Origin of the sequence: Lewinella sp. IMCC34191 (genome assembly GCF_003390935.1) — a bacterium.
Classification (GTDB): domain Bacteria; phylum Bacteroidota; class Bacteroidia; order Chitinophagales; family Saprospiraceae; genus Neolewinella.
The window spans coordinates 249,836-264,375 of the sequence record NZ_QNQZ01000010.1; the positions used below are offsets into that span (position 1 = coordinate 249,836).

Sequence of the window (14,540 nt, forward strand, 5' to 3'; positions counted from 1 at the left end):
TTCGGTGTTAGATTAAGTTTCGAATCGTAGTTAAACGATTTAGTAAGGTCAATATAGGTGGTTTATACTGAGTTTTCAAATCCCAACCGCCGTACTAAGCAAATTTTACTCAAAATTATCCCAGCACGCGTTTACGTACACGCAATATGAATATTTTTTCGAAAAGCAAGGCGGCGGCGGAGCGCAGGTAAAATCACTTCCTGGAAACGGATTGTGTTAATACGGCGAGACACTCCATTATTCCCTCCCGGAAGTTGCCTAGCCGGATATTCTCGTTCGGGGCGTGAATACTATTATCCGGGTTCGGAATGCGCAGCGAAACGGCGGGCAGGCCCAGCAGATTGACGAATGGCCCCATCGGCTGGGAACCACCCGTAGTACGCATCCGCACGGGGTCCTTATCCAGACCGCGACGGACCGCCGCGGTCAGCCAGCGATCGATGGGCGTCCCCAGGTCGGTTCGGAAGGGCACGGATCCGATACTCGAGGTAAAATCAATTAGCTTCGGGTACCTCAGGCGCTCGGCTTCCGTCGGCAGGGAGTCGACGAAGTGGTAACCCCGGTCTTCAATAAACTGGCGCAGCAAGGCCACCTGCCGCTCCCCCGGTGTTTCGGGTACCAATCGCATATCGATCTCGATGGTGACGTCCTCCGGGATCAGTGTCCGAACTTCTTTGCCGGTCCAGCCACTCTGCATGCCCCGCACGTTCAGGCTAGGATACTGTAAGGCTTCCTGATAGGTGTCGCCCAGGGCTTCCTGTTCTGCGATGCCCACCATCTGCCGGATTTCCTCCCTTGTCTCCGGCACCCTGTTCATTTCCTCCTTATCGGATGCGGATAGTTCCACCCCGTCGTAGAAACCGGGGATCAGCACCCGACCGGTCTCGTCCTTCATGGCCGCCAACAGGCGGGAAGCGGCAAATACGGGGTTAGGGGCGAAGTTGCCGTACTGTCCGCTGTGCAGAGGGTAGGCCGGGCCGAAAATCCGCAGTGTCACCGTAGCGATGCCCCGCGCGCCGAAGGTCAGCGTCGGTTCGTTGCTGACGTGGCGGGTACCGTCCATGATCACCAGCATATCGGCGGTAAACAGCTCCCGGTTGGCGGCCAAGGCTCCGGGAAGGTCGTCGCTGCCGAGTTCCTCCTGGAAGTCCATGATGACCTTCACGTTGTATGCGGGTGAGATACCTTCTCGCCGTAGGACGTCGAGTGCCGTAATGAACGTCATGGCCGGCCCCTTGGAGTCGGAAGCCGAGCGGGCGAACAAGCGGAGCTCGGGATCGAAGCCCGATGCCTCCCGATCGACGGTGGTATAACTGCCGTCCGCATTCTTTCGCTTCCATACCGCGCGGTAAGGATTGGGCTGGTCCCAGGCAGTGGTATCCACGGGTTGACCGTCGATCTGCAGGTAAAAAAGCACGGTAGGTAGCGCCGGGTCGACCGTCCTTTGCGCGAAGAGCAGCGGCTGACCGGGGGTCTCGATGCGCGTTACCTTGTAGTCCAGTCCTGCAAAGCGCTCCCTGCACCAGGCCAGGTTAGCCTCGACCTGATCCGAATAGTTGCCATCGTTGGGGATGGTGAGAAAGGTGGTGAGTTCATCGAGGGCGGTAGGGAGGGCGCGGTCGGTTAGCGATCCTATCTCCTCTGTGTTCAGTTGGCCGTAGACAGCTATTGACGCTGTTAATCCAGTCACTAATAAAACCAGTCGGTATACGACTCCTCCATATAACGTGTATCGAACCAAAACGGGGTTGATATATTTCACCAGCTTAATCATATCATATTATGTAAATCGGACACGATTATTACACACAATCATGTCATCATACAACTGGCAGTTGAACGGATGGCCTAACATCTACCGGGATCAGGTCACCATCGAAGATAAGCTACAGGAATACTGTGAAAAGAGCGTTTTGCTTCTTGATCGGAGAAACCTGCTTCCAGCGAAGGAAATTCACCATTACTTACTGGAACGGCTGGTGGAGGAGGAATGACCACGAAAATACATATGCACATCAATCGGGTATCACAACCTACAGCAGCGCGTTCCTTCAAACAGCTGTCGGATAATGGTGCATCGCTTAAACGCGGTCAGGGTCGCAGCACCCACTACGTCCTCCCGATGGAGTGTAATTCACCGGCTTGACTTAACTCGAAATGCTTTTACCTGCGCTCCGCCGCAAACAGCGGGTACGGATACCTCACCCTAGGCGCGCTGTTTCGGATGTAAAGGGGTGACTTGGCATGCTCCCGTATGGAATATTGCTTGCAGCGGAGTACACTGGAGTAGGAAGTCGAGGACGATCATACAAGACAACCCCTGGCATCGAGCCAAAAAATTCGGTATTTTAGTCCACGAAAGCGGACACAGGAGGGAACCGAGAAATAGCTATAAACCAGCGACGGATGAAAGAAGACGATCTCTACGAACAGGCCAGGAAAAAGGTGAAAGCGAAGAAAGGCTTCGTTTCCCATTTGATCGCTTACCTGCTTACCCTGGCCCTGCTGTACGTAATCATGTCCTCCGCAAATAATGGTGACCTGCTTCCCGTGATGATCGTGGCACTGAGCTGGGGCATTGGCGTGGCCGCGCATTATTTCAGCACCTTCGGGACGGAAAACCTGGAAATTTTCGGCGTGAATGCCGACTGGGAAGAAGACGAACTGGAGAAAGAGCTGGACCGCCTGATCCGGAAACGGGAACTGAAAGATCAGATACGAAAAGAGCGTGATCTGCTAAACGACCACGAGCGCCTGGACTTGCGGGAGCCGGTAAAAAGGCCTATGGAAAGGGACGGCTTAGTTTAGTCCGGAAGAGGAGATAACCGCCGGCGCGGATCCTCCAAATGGCACGCCCTTGATCGTTCCCTTTACGGGCGTCTTGACAATCGGAAGTGACCGACTGAACCGCACGAAAATCTCGGGTTGAAGTCTTCAGTGCCCGTCAAATGTGTGCAGCCGACGGTGCGACAGGAGCAGACCGCCCACCGGTCATCGGATCACCCAGCGCCCGGCCGCAACGGCAATAGCCTTCAAAAACCTACATTTAGGACGGCCGGGCCAGCGCCTGGACCGGCTTTTCACATCCTGCAAACCAGGTTTTCCAGCCACATGGAAATTACCTTGCTAACATTTTTCCTCTACACCGGCTTCGTGGCACTTTACGCCAGCTGGCAACTCCGTCGCGACCGGCTGGATACGCAGGACGGGTACTTCCTGGGCGGACGTTCGCTTACGGGAATCATTATCGCGGGCTCGCTGCTGCTGACCAATATCTCTACGGAGCACTTGGTCGGCATGAACGGCTCCGCCTACCGTAACGGGGCCATCATCGTGGCCTGGGAGGTGACCTCCGCCCTGGCGTTGATCGTCGGCGCGCTGTACTTCGCACCGAAGTACCTGAAGATGGGGCTGACCACCATCCCCGAATTTCTCGAGAAACGCTTTGACGGCCTTACGCGTACACTGGTCGCCCTGTTGCTCATCGTTTCCTTCGTGGCGACGCTGCTACCCATCGTGCTGTACACCGGGGCCCTGAATATCGAGGCCATCTTCGGCATCTCGGATTTGCTGGACATCAGCGTGGAGGAAGGCATCATCGTTACGGTGGTGGTGGTGGGCGTGATCGGGGCCATCTATGCCATCTTCGGTGGGCTTAAGATGGTTGCCTACACGGATACCATTAACGGCTTCGGTTTGCTGGCCGCGGGACTGCTCGTTCCCCTACTGGCCCTGATCGCGATCGGTGAAGGGGACCCGCTGGCGGGACTGTCCAAAGTTTTCAACAATAGCCCCGAGAAATTCGACGTGATCAGTACCGAGCCGGGGATCGGGGAAGGCGCACGCTCGGCTATCCTGCCCTTCGAAGTGCTGTTTACCGGCCTGGTGATCAACCAGCTGTACTTCTGGACGATGCACCAGTCCATTATTCAGCGGGTCCTGGGTGCCGTGAGCCTGAAGGAGGCCCAGAAGGGGTTGCTCTTCACCGGTCTGCTCAAAATACTGGTGCCGCTCATCATCGTACTTCCCGGCCTGATCGGCTTTTATTACTACGGCGAGAGCCTGTACGGTAACCCCGACAGTGTTTACCCGCAGCTCGTAAAGCAGGTATTGCCGCTCTGGCTTACGGGCTTCTTCGTGGCCGTGATGATGGGGGCCATTTTCAGCACCTTTAACAGTACGCTGAACAGCGCGGCCACCGTGTTCAGCCTGGGCATCTATAAGCGCTACCTGGATCGCGAGGCCGGCGAACTGCGGCTGGTGCGGATCGGCAAGTGGACCTCCGCCCTGCTGGCCTTGTTTGCTATCGGGATCGCCCCCTTCGTCGCCAATGCCCCGGACGGTCTCTACCAATTGCTCCAGCAACTGAACGGCATTTTCTTCATCCCGATCGCCAGCGTTATTATCGCGGGCTTCCTGTTTCCCCGGGTGTCCGCTACGGGTGCGAAGGCCGGACTGGTATTCGGGCTGTTGTTTTACGTGGTGATGGACTACGTGGTCCAAGTTCCCTTACACTTCGTACACATCTGGGGTATCGAGTTCGTGCTGAACATCCTCGTCATGCACCTGGTATCGCACTGGGGCTCGAAAGAACCTACCTTTATCATGGCGGACGTGGGCCTGCTGGACCTGCATCCGTGGAAGTACGCGAAGGGATTCAGCATGCTGCTGGTGTTGCTGACCCTTTTTATCTATCTTTCATTGGGTAACGTATAACCCGTTTACATATTTAAATATCGATCTATCATGGCAGAAGCAAAGGTCTTCAGAAACTACGACGCACCGGATGTCTCGGTGGCCGTCCGCGAGCACTACCGGAAGATGCGGAAGAATCAGACAGTTGAATACGTACAGCGCATGCACCGTAAGTACCTCACCTTCGACAAGCCCCTCGACTTGTGGGACGCCATGCGCGAACTCAATAGATTGATCGATGTCAGCGATCCCGATCTCGATCTACCCAACGTACAACACCTGATTCAGAGCGCCGAGGCCATCCGCGCCGACGGTCGCCCCGACTGGATGCAGCTCACCGGCCTCATCCACGACCTCGGCAAGGTCATGTTTCTTTGGGGAAGCGACGAAGACGGCACCAGCCAGGATGAGCAGTGGGGCATGGTCGGCGACGTCTTCGTAGTGGGTTGTGCCCTGCCCGACGCCTGCGTGTACCCGGAATTCAATCAACTCAACCCGGATATGCACGATCCCCGCTATAACACGCCCCTCGGCCAGTACGAGCGGGGCTGTGGCATCGACAACGTCGACCTGGCGTGGGGTCACGACGAGTATCTCTACCAGGTCCTGAACCACCATGCGACGAATACCCTTCCCGCGGAGGCCATGGTTATGATCCGCTATCATTCTTTCTATCCCTGGCATACCGGTGGCGCCTACACGGAAATCACCAACGAAAAGGACGATCGCTACCTGGAGATCATCCGCGACTTCAACCAGTACGACCTGTACACCAAGAGCCAGCAAGTCTACGACTTAGAGGAGGTGCTGGATTACTACCAGCCGATCGCGGAGAAGTATCTGGGTAAGGGGCCCATTTACTGGTAGGCTTTCTACCTGCGCTCCGCCGCCATTTCCCTGCCCTTCCGGTCGATCCGCCGCTCCCCTATGGCGAGGCCGATGCAGATGAGGCCGTAGACGACCAGAACGATCAACCAGCCGCGCAGGCTCCATCCCAGCCCGTAGCTGAACAGGATGGGTGCCGCCGCGCTGGAAACCACCACGAACAGGCGGACGGTACTCTTAATGCTACCCAGGAACCTGGGGCCGTAGCGCTCGGCCCAGAGGGCCGGGGTGTTCACCGAGTCCGTGCCCCCGCTCACGGCCATCAGGCCGAAGAAGACGGGTACGGCCCAGGTGGCTTCGACCAGCATCAGCACCAGCAGGCCCGCCACGGCCGGCATCAGCACGAAGCGTAGCAGCCGGGTGGGCCCGATGCGGTCGATTAGGTCGCCACCGAAGAGTAAAAAGATCACGCGTACGAGCCCGTAAGTGGAGAGTCCGTAAGCCATGGTTTCGGCCGTGTACCCCCGTTCCTCCGCGATCACCGATTGGTTGAAGACCAGCCCCGTAAACACAAATGGGATGAACAGGACGATGGGCAGCACCAACTGAAAACGGCGGTCCCGCAGGACGTCTCCCCGTGACCAGGAGGTAACCTCCGCCGCGCCGGGATCCCGCTTTTGCTGGGCCTCCGCTACGGTGGCGGCCTTCTGGAAATCGTCGTTCCGCCGCACCAGCAACCAGACCAGGGGTACGAAGACGAAGAGCACCGCGCAGCCCGCCATGAGCCATACCGGCGCGTAGCCGTAGCTCGTCATAGCGTAGGTTGCCAGCGGGGGCAGCAGGACCTCCGCCGCCGAGATGCCGATGATGGACAGGGCCAGCGCCCGCCCCCGCCGCTTATCGAAGTAGCGGCCGATGGTCGTGGAGCCGATGAGGGGCATGACGCCCTGTCCGCCCAGCCGCACGATGAAGAGGCCAGCTACCAGCAGCGCGATGTGGTCGGTGAAGGCCAGCAACGCCGTACCGATCAGCAGGAAGCCAGCGGCCACCGTACTTACGTAGCGCACCTTGAGGCGGTCCACCTGGTTGCCGATCACCGGGAGCACGAAGGCCGCCGCCAGGGTAACGGTGGAGTAGATGGCGGCGAAGGTGTTGTCGGCCCAGTCCATCCGCTCCGTCATGCGGGCCACGAAGAGGCTGATGAAGAACGTCTGGCCGACGAAGCTGAAGAAGAAGTGCAGGAAGCCGAAGCCGAGGTACCTACCGTTCTGGCGGGTAAGGATGCCCGGACGGGGCTGGGGGTCCGTCATTTGGTTTGGTTTTTATCGAGTTCTTGTTTCTTTGGCTCGCTTCGCTCACCGGGGGTTTCTCAACACAGATTTACACGGATATAGGGCACGGATTTTGCACGGATTGCCTGCGCCGCTATTTCGGGATTCTCTTAGTTCAATTTGCTTTTCGGGTCGGCTCGCTTCCCTTGATAGGGATATCTCAACACAGATTTACACGGATATAGGGCACGGATTTTGCACGGATTGGCTGCGCCGCTATTTCGGGTTTCTCTTAGCACAATTTGCTTTTCGGGTCGGCTTGCTTCGCTTGCCAGGGATATCTCAACACAGATTTACACAGATATAGAGCACGGATTTTACACGGATTGGCTGCGCCGCTATTTCGGGTTTCCCGTAGCACAATTTGCTTTTCGGGTCGGCTTGCTTCGCAGCCCGGGTGGTATATCGCGGACAAAGTCGGATTAACCGACATCTCCTCCCAAAGTTTTCCTAGTCGGGTAGAAGGCCGGTATTCGCGGACGGACGTTCACCCCGTATGCCGCCACCTCTTGCCTGCTGCATCATGCTGGGTACTGCGAAATATTCACGAAAGCAATCCGCAGTACTACAGAAAATCAGTGATTAATCTGTGCCTAAAATCTGTGGACATCCGTGTTGAAAAATCCACAGGCCGCAGGCCGTCTACCAGCGGGAAGCGAAGCGACCCCACATCTACCAGGGCCGCAGGCCGTCTACCCAGCGGGAAGCGCAGCGACCCCGCGTCTACCAAGGCCGCAGGCCCGTCTACTCAGCGGGAAGCGCAGCGACCCCGCATCTACCAGGGCCGCAGGCCGTCTACCCAGCGGGAAGCAAAGCGACCCCGCATCTACCAGGGCCGCAGGCCCGTCTACTCAGCGGGAAGCAAAGCGACCCCCGCGTCTACCACGGCCGCAGGCCCGTCTACCAGCGGGAAGCAAAGCGACCCCCGCGTCTAATCCACCGGTTCCAGATCACCAAACAAGGTCAGATCAGCCGCCTGCACCTCCTCCCGGAACGATCGCAGATCACCCGTCAGGAACGTATTCACCTGCTCGATGAAGTCATCCGCCATCTCGGTGTATTGATCCATAGCGAGGGTAGCGAGTTGCTGCGGGCGCCCCTCGGTCTGGGAGACGTAGCGGCGGGCGGTGAACATGGTGGCCTGAAGGTTGGTCGGGTTGCGCTGGATGCCTTTCAGGTCTTCGGGCTCCATGACGATCTCTTCAAGGTCGTCGATTTGCTTGACGATTTCCTTGCGGTCGGCGTCGAGCGAGTCCTTGACTTCCGCGGGGGCATTTTTGATTACTTCCGCTACGCGGGAAAGCGACTTGCGGGCCTCCTGCAGCCGGTCAAAAGCGGCGGTTACCTGCACGGTCTTATCCTCGAATTCCCGGTATAAAGCATCCCGTTGGGCGTAGCGTCCGCTGCCGTTGAAGGTGTCTCGGGGATCGGCGTGAATGGTCACCATGGTCTCGTCGGTGTGGTCGCCGTAGGTTAGCTTCAGGCGGTAGGTGCCGGGCACGACGGCCATTCCGCTGGGGGTATCGGCGTCTTCGCGGCGTTCGCGGCGGCTGGGGGATTCGATGCCGTCGCGTCGCATGTTCCAGGCGGTCCGGTTCATGCCCCACTTCGGCTTCTCGGTGTAGGTACGGATGGTATCGCCGCTCTGTACGTCAATGACCTGGATGGTGACCTTATCCTTCGGTGCGGCGACCGGCTCGATTGGATCGTTCTCGTCGGCGTAAGCGGCGCGCATGCTGCCCGTTTCCCGGCCGGGAATGTCTTCCTTAATCTCGGGATCGATCATGGAATATCCGACCATTTGGCTCACGTCTACGGAATCGGCGTCAACTATTTCCGAGGGACCGCCGGGGCGCACCCAGTAGGTGAGCATGGCGCCGTAGGGGCGATCCTCGCCCTGGAAGTCGGCCTGGCCGTAGAAGCGGGTACCCTGGTAAGAGCGGTATTCCCACTGATAGGCATCGGGGGCATCGAAGACGACGAAGCTGTCCTGCAGGATATCCATGCCCTCGCGCGCCAGTTCCCGGAACGGACGAATGTCGTCCAGGATCCAGGCCGCCCGGCCAAAGGTGGCAATGATCAGGTCGTGCTCCCGGGGATGGATCTTCAGGTCACGGGTGCTGACGTGGGGGTAGCCGGCGTCGTGGCGCGTCCAGGTATCGCCGTAGTCGAGGCTGAACCAGAGCCCCTGGTCGGTTCCGAGGAAGAGCAGATTTTCTTCCACGGGGTCCTGTACGATGGCCTGAGCGTGGCCCATCACTTTGTCCTCGTCCACGATGCGGGTAAAGCTGTCGCCGTAGTTGGTAGTATGGTACACCATGGGGCGGTAGTCGCCGCGGCGGTAGTCATTAACCACGACGAAGGCTTCGCCGGGGTTGGTGGGCGAAGATTCGATGTAGGGGATCCAGCTATTAGGATTCATGCCGGTGAGCTTGCCACTCAGTTCGGTCCAGGTGCGGCCGCCGTTGCGGGTCAAATGGAGCAGGCCGTCGTCACTGCTTACCCAGATGACGCTATCGCCGATGGTGTTACCGGTCGCTTCCGGAACGATAGCCAGAAGGGTGGTATGATTTTCCGCCTGGGTGGCGTCGATGGTGAGGCCGCCGCTGATGTCCTGCCGTTGCTTGGTACTATCGTCGGTGGTCAGGTCGGGGCTGATGATCTGCCAGCTGTCGCCGGCGTCGGTGCTCTTGTGCACGAATTGGCTGCCCATGTAGATGGTGTTCGGGTCGCGGGGCGACTGCGCGATCGGCGCGTTCCAGTTGAAGCGAAGGAACTCTCCCTCCGGATGGATGGGTTTGATGGAGATCGTTTTACCGGTCGAGCGGTGTACGCGGCCGAGGGCTCCGCCCTGGCTGGCGGCGTAGACCACGTCGGGTTGGTTGGGCTTGAAGATCATGTCGAAGCCGTCGCCGAAGTAGACTTCCTGCCAGTCGGCGCCGGTAATTCCGCCGCTCTTGAGTCCCTGGCTGGGTCCGACCCAGCTGCCATTATCCTGCAGACCGCCGCCCACGAGGTAGGGGTAGCTCATATCGTAATTGATGTGGTAGAACTGGGCCAGGGGCAGGTTACCGATGAATCGCCAGGTCTTACCGGCGTCCCGGCTGATGTTCATGCCCCCGTCGTTGCCGTCGATAAGGAATTCCGGGTCATTCGGGTCGATCCAGAAGGCGTGGTGGTCGGGGTGGACACTGTTGCCGTAGTTGGCAATCTCTTCGAAGGTTCGGCCGCCGTCGGTGGACTTATCCACGTAGGTGTGGACGTTATAGATGACGTTTGGATTCGTGGGATCAACGTACAGCTCGGCGTAGTAAAAGGGCCGGGTGCCGATGTTCTTGGTACTGACCAGCTCGAAGGTTTCGCCGCCGTCGGTGGATTTGTACAGACCGTTTTCCTTGGCTTCCACCAGCGCGTAGATGATGTCGGAATTGCTGGCGGCAATGGCCAGGCCGATGCGGCCGAGGTTGCCTTTGGGCAAACCGTCCTTGGCGGTGCGGCGCTCCCAGTTGTCGCCGCCGTCCTTGCTGATCCAGATGCCGGAGCCGGGGCCGCCGGAATTGAAGAACCAGGGGTCGCGGTCGAAGGTCCAGGTTGCCGCCACGAGCTTGTCGGGGTTTGTGGGGTCCATGACGAAGTCGGCGATGCCGGTGCCTTCGTTGATGTACAATACTTTTTCCCAGCTTTTACCGCCGTCGGTGGTACGGTACACTCCCCGCTCGGGGTTGGGGGCCCACATGCTGCCCATGGCGCCTACGTAGACCGTATTCTCATCCGTCGGGTGCGGCAAGATGCGGTAGATATGGCGGGTATTTTCGAGGCCCATCATCTCCCAGTTCTTACCGCCGTCGAGGCTGCGGTAGATGCCACCGCCGTAGTTGGCCGAGTTGCGGGGGTTGCCCTCGCCGGTGCCGGCCCAGACGATATTCGGGTTGGCATCGCTGACGGCTACGGCGCCGATGCTCAAATACTTTTCGTCGTCGAAGAGCGGCTGGAAATTGATGCCGCCGTTGGTGCTTTTCCACAGTCCGCCGCTGGCCGTGGCTACGTAGATCTGGTCGCGATCCTCAGGGTTGACATCAAAGCCGGTCACCCGTCCGGACATGCCCGCCGGGCCGATGTTGCGGGGGGCAAGGGCTTTCCAGTGGTCTTCGTTGAGGTCCTGGGCGAGGAATAGCGCCGGGGCGCAGGTGAGCAATACTACGGTTAGGAGTTGCTTGAGTCGGTTCATTTGGTCTGGGATAAGGGGGGAAGATACAGAAGGGGGGAAAACATCGGATGTGTCAGGCCCGAAAAGTTGGCACACATCGGATGTAGGCCAGGGGCTCCGGTAGCGGAATATGCCCTTCCCTGGTGACGAACCTGCTTAAAGCGACGATGGCGTGCGCGTAGACATCGGATGTCTGTCGTTTTGACAGACCTGCCACATCCGATGTCTACACCGCCCGGCTCAAAAATTGAAATGTAGCCTACCGCGCCTCCGGACACTCCATCACTACGGAGATGGAGGGGCTTAGCTCGTATGGCACCCACTGCCCGTCGAGGCGGTGGCGATACCCCTCGTATTTCTTTTTCGGACTGGCCTCCAGCATCGCCGTTACCTCTTTTGTATCGTCCAACATCGTTACGGAGGCTACGAAAGGACCATCTATGTACAGCTTTTCTTCAAACAGGGGCACGGCATAGGAAGCATTGGCATCCTCTCTTTTTATCGTGGTGAAGATGCGTTCCGATTGCAGTTTATCGCCGATTGCCCCATCGGTGTAATCGTACAGATTTATCTCTACATGAAAAGAATCCACCTTCACGTTACTAATGAATAGATTGATGTCCCGCAGGCGGCAGCGCCCATCGTTTTCGATGAGCACGCCGAGCTCCCAGCCTCTTCCCGGAAAATTATATCCCGTTCTAGAGAACCGACCGGGTGGGGGAACACCCAGCTTCTTCGCAGCGAAGTTCATTCGATCCGCAAGTACTTCTACGCCTCCAAGCTCGTAAGCCTTGCTGCGCATGGTGATGGTACAAGCCGCATCGCCCGCTCCCCGGACTTCGCCGACGGTGGATTCAAAATCTTCATAGTTCAGGCAGGAAAATACGATCGGGGTACTTGCGGCCAACTCCTTCCAGGGTAGTTCAAAACGCCCCGCTTCGTCGGTGAGGGTTCCCTGTTGAACGGTCGACAGATAGACGTGGGCGTAGGGTACGGGGCTGCCGTTTTCATCCAAGAGCTGGCAAGCACGCTGGGACAAGCCATAAGTGCTAACCAGTAGACAGCCACTTAGCAGGAGGACCATTCGGATCATCAGGTGTAGTTTCAAAGGGTTAATAGGGTGCCTAACTCGCTCACCACCCCATCATTCCAAGGGTAAGGTGGACATAGGAAATCGTATACAATCTACGCCCTAATCGAGTAGGCTGCTCATCCGCCAATCGTTAAATAATCGGGCACCGGAAAGGGCTTCTGCTTCGATATAGGCTAATTTCGGATGATTGAGCCGGTTTGAATCTAGAATACCTGCTGATGCTTGTCCTCCGTACCGACAACACCTACGATATCTATCGCTTTTTCAGACCTGACACATCCGATGTCCAATCCGCACGATGTATGCGCTTTCCCACCAATCAGTATCTGTCTTATCTCCCCCAGCAGCTGCAACCGCTACCAGCAGCCCCGTGGGAGATTGCCCGTGACCTGGCGGAAATCATTCGAGAGGCGATAGCCAGCTTACCACCGAAATTCAATGTAGCCGGTGATCGGGCCATTCACGAGACCGCCACGGTAGAAGCCAACGTGACGTTTCAGGGGCCCGTCATCCTGGAAGCCGGCTGCCACGTCAAAGCCAATGCCTATTTCCGGCAGGGTGCCTGGCTGGGCGAGAGGGTGACGATCGGCCCGGGCTGTGAGATCAAAAGCAGCGTCATCTGCCTCCGTACGGCCATCGCCCACTTCAACTACATCGGGAACAGCCTGATCGGTGCTGACGTCAACTTCGAGGCGGGGTCCGTCACCGCCAATCACTTCAACGAGCGGGAGGATAAAGCGATCTCGGTAATCCTGAATGGGCAGCGCCACGCGACCGGGGTAACCAAGTTCGGGGCGGTAGTCGGGGATCGATCCCGGATCGGCGCCAATGCCGTGCTCAGCCCGGGAACGATCCTGGCGCCGGACACGATCGTCGGCCGATTGCAGTTGATTGATCAGGAGCGCCCGAATGGATACTGACCTTCCTCATACTACCTTATTCCATCAAGCTTTATCAAATAATAAGGCACAACGGTCCGAGCACATCGAAACAGGAAACGTACATTGCCTTCCATGAAGCTATCCGCACTCATCCTTCTCCTGGCCATCTCCCTCACCGCCTGCCAGGAAGAAACCACCCCGCCTCCAATGGACAACCCCCAACCCGAGCAATCCGCTACGGAATCCACCCCCGACAGCGTCCTCCGCCACGCCGTCTTTTTCGCCTTCCAGGACGAGGCCACCGACGAGCAAATCACCGAGGTACAACAAGCCTTCAGCAACCTACCCAACGAGATCGAGGAGATCCGCGGCTATGAATGGGGCACCAACAACAGTCCCGAAAACCTAAACAAGGGCTTTACCCACGCCTTCTTCCTCACCTTCCACAGCGAGGCCGACCGCGACGCCTACCTGCCCCACCCCGCCCATCAGGCCTTCGGGCAGAAGCTGGGACCGGTGCTCAAGGACGTGTTCGTGGTGGATTACTGGGCGCGGGAGGACTGATGCCGTACCCGATACACACAAAGTCGACTAAAACCCGATTCGTAGCGGGATCCAGATCGCCCCGCGGCTTCTCCGGTTATCAAACTGCAACCACCGCAGCGAATACCCGAACCCAAACCCGACTTCAACATTCAAGTGCTTCCCCAGATTACGGCGGATCCCCCAGGTGGGAATGATGCTGATTCCCTTATCGGCACCAATCCCCCGCTCGTCGGTAATCGTGAACCAGCCCGGATGGTAGGTAACGGGGAGGGAAAAAAAGTTCGCGGCATTCCGGGCCGTCCATTTGTCTTTGCGCATGCGCTTGTCCAGATTGTAGTACCAGCGAGGACTTGCCGCAATAACCGGTACCAGAGCAAAGTCGGTCGTCTCGTAATAGCTTCCCCACCGTACCCCGGCGTCCATTCCGGCACTTAGGCGGGCCACTACCTGGCGCCCCAGGGGAAGCTCCGCATACCCCCAGGCCCCCAGGTAGCCGATCTGCGCTCCGTACACCCGCTCGACCGCCCCCGCTTCCGCAGACTGTGCGTGGGCAAAATTTGAAAGGAAGAGAATAGAGAAGATTACCGGGTAGAAAAGCGATTTCATCAAACTAGGTTTTTAGGTGCTACCGGCAGCCGCCAACCGACTACCCGTAAAAGAAAGCTGAATGTAGTCGCTCCATTGCACGGTAACTCCCGCCCGCCCCCGCTTTAAAATTTAAATAACGCTTCCCCGACCGCCGCCCTAGCCACTTCCAGCCCCCCATGGACACAAAAACTTTACATTTTCACCAACCGTTTAAGCTACGCCCTCCACCTACTATCTTCTATAACCTTGTCTAGAACTGAAATACGTTGACCCAAAATCAGCGATTTTATGTCTAGCCACCGCATCCGCCCCCGGCGCCGGTTTAGCCTCGATTTTAAGCGCGCCCGGGTGCGCGACTTTGAATCCGGAACCTT

General features: G+C 57.9%; 11 protein-coding genes. 6 read left to right on the forward strand and 5 right to left on the reverse strand.

Going from position 1 to position 14,540, the window contains the following annotated elements; all coding sequences use genetic code 11:
• Positions 1-193: 193 nt before the first annotated feature.
• Complete coding sequence (locus DRW39_RS18470) at positions 194-1,690, reverse strand: M20/M25/M40 family metallo-hydrolase (RefSeq protein WP_157976213.1); 1,497 nt, start codon at positions 1,688-1,690, stop codon at positions 194-196.
• Between the two features lie 124 nt (positions 1,691-1,814).
• On the opposite strand from DRW39_RS18470, the gene DRW39_RS22340 reads away from it, so the two are divergent.
• From DRW39_RS22340 to DRW39_RS18485, 4 genes are all read left to right on the forward strand, one after another.
• Entirely contained in the window at positions 1,815-1,994 is a 180-nt protein-coding gene (locus tag DRW39_RS22340; protein ID WP_157976214.1) for a hypothetical protein, read from the forward strand.
• 412 nt (positions 1,995-2,406) lie between these two features.
• Positions 2,407-2,808, forward strand: a complete 402-nt coding sequence (locus DRW39_RS18475) for a 2TM domain-containing protein (protein WP_116108562.1) — start codon at positions 2,407-2,409, stop codon at positions 2,806-2,808.
• Between the two features lie 303 nt (positions 2,809-3,111).
• Positions 3,112-4,716, forward strand: a complete 1,605-nt coding sequence (locus DRW39_RS18480) for a solute:sodium symporter family transporter (RefSeq protein WP_116108563.1) — start codon at positions 3,112-3,114, stop codon at positions 4,714-4,716.
• 30 nt (positions 4,717-4,746) lie between these two features.
• Positions 4,747-5,562 (forward strand): inositol oxygenase family protein, encoded by an 816-nt coding sequence (locus DRW39_RS18485; RefSeq protein WP_116108564.1) that lies wholly within the window; start codon positions 4,747-4,749, stop codon positions 5,560-5,562.
• Between the two features lie 5 nt (positions 5,563-5,567).
• On the opposite strand, the gene DRW39_RS18490 is transcribed toward DRW39_RS18485, so the two are convergent.
• The 3 genes from DRW39_RS18490 to DRW39_RS18500 all read right to left on the reverse strand — a co-directional run bounded on the left by DRW39_RS18490 (position 5,568) and on the right by DRW39_RS18500 (position 12,151).
• On the reverse strand, positions 5,568-6,830 hold the full coding sequence (locus tag DRW39_RS18490) for an MFS transporter (protein WP_116108565.1): 1,263 nt from the start codon (positions 6,828-6,830) through the stop codon (positions 5,568-5,570).
• 952 nt (positions 6,831-7,782) lie between these two features.
• On the reverse strand, positions 7,783-11,079 hold the full coding sequence (locus DRW39_RS18495; RefSeq protein WP_116108566.1) for a VPS10 domain-containing protein: 3,297 nt from the start codon (positions 11,077-11,079) through the stop codon (positions 7,783-7,785).
• A gap of 238 nt (positions 11,080-11,317) precedes the next feature.
• Positions 11,318-12,151, reverse strand: a complete 834-nt coding sequence (locus DRW39_RS18500) for a carboxypeptidase-like regulatory domain-containing protein (RefSeq protein WP_116108567.1) — start codon at positions 12,149-12,151, stop codon at positions 11,318-11,320.
• A gap of 302 nt (positions 12,152-12,453) precedes the next feature.
• On the opposite strand from DRW39_RS18500, the gene DRW39_RS18505 reads away from it, so the two are divergent.
• Positions 12,454-13,071 carry an LpxA family transferase gene (locus tag DRW39_RS18505; protein ID WP_116108576.1) on the forward strand — a complete coding sequence of 206 codons (618 nt, stop codon included), beginning with the start codon at positions 12,454-12,456 and terminating at the stop codon, positions 13,069-13,071.
• A 93-nt stretch (positions 13,072-13,164) separates the two neighbouring features.
• On the forward strand, positions 13,165-13,596 hold the full coding sequence (locus DRW39_RS18510) for a Dabb family protein (protein ID WP_116108568.1): 432 nt from the start codon (positions 13,165-13,167) through the stop codon (positions 13,594-13,596).
• A 27-nt stretch (positions 13,597-13,623) separates the two neighbouring features.
• Here DRW39_RS18510 and DRW39_RS18515 read toward each other — a convergent pair whose 3' ends face one another.
• Positions 13,624-14,184 (reverse strand): hypothetical protein, encoded by a 561-nt coding sequence (locus DRW39_RS18515; protein WP_116108569.1) that lies wholly within the window; start codon positions 14,182-14,184, stop codon positions 13,624-13,626.
• Positions 14,185-14,540 lie beyond the last annotated feature (356 nt).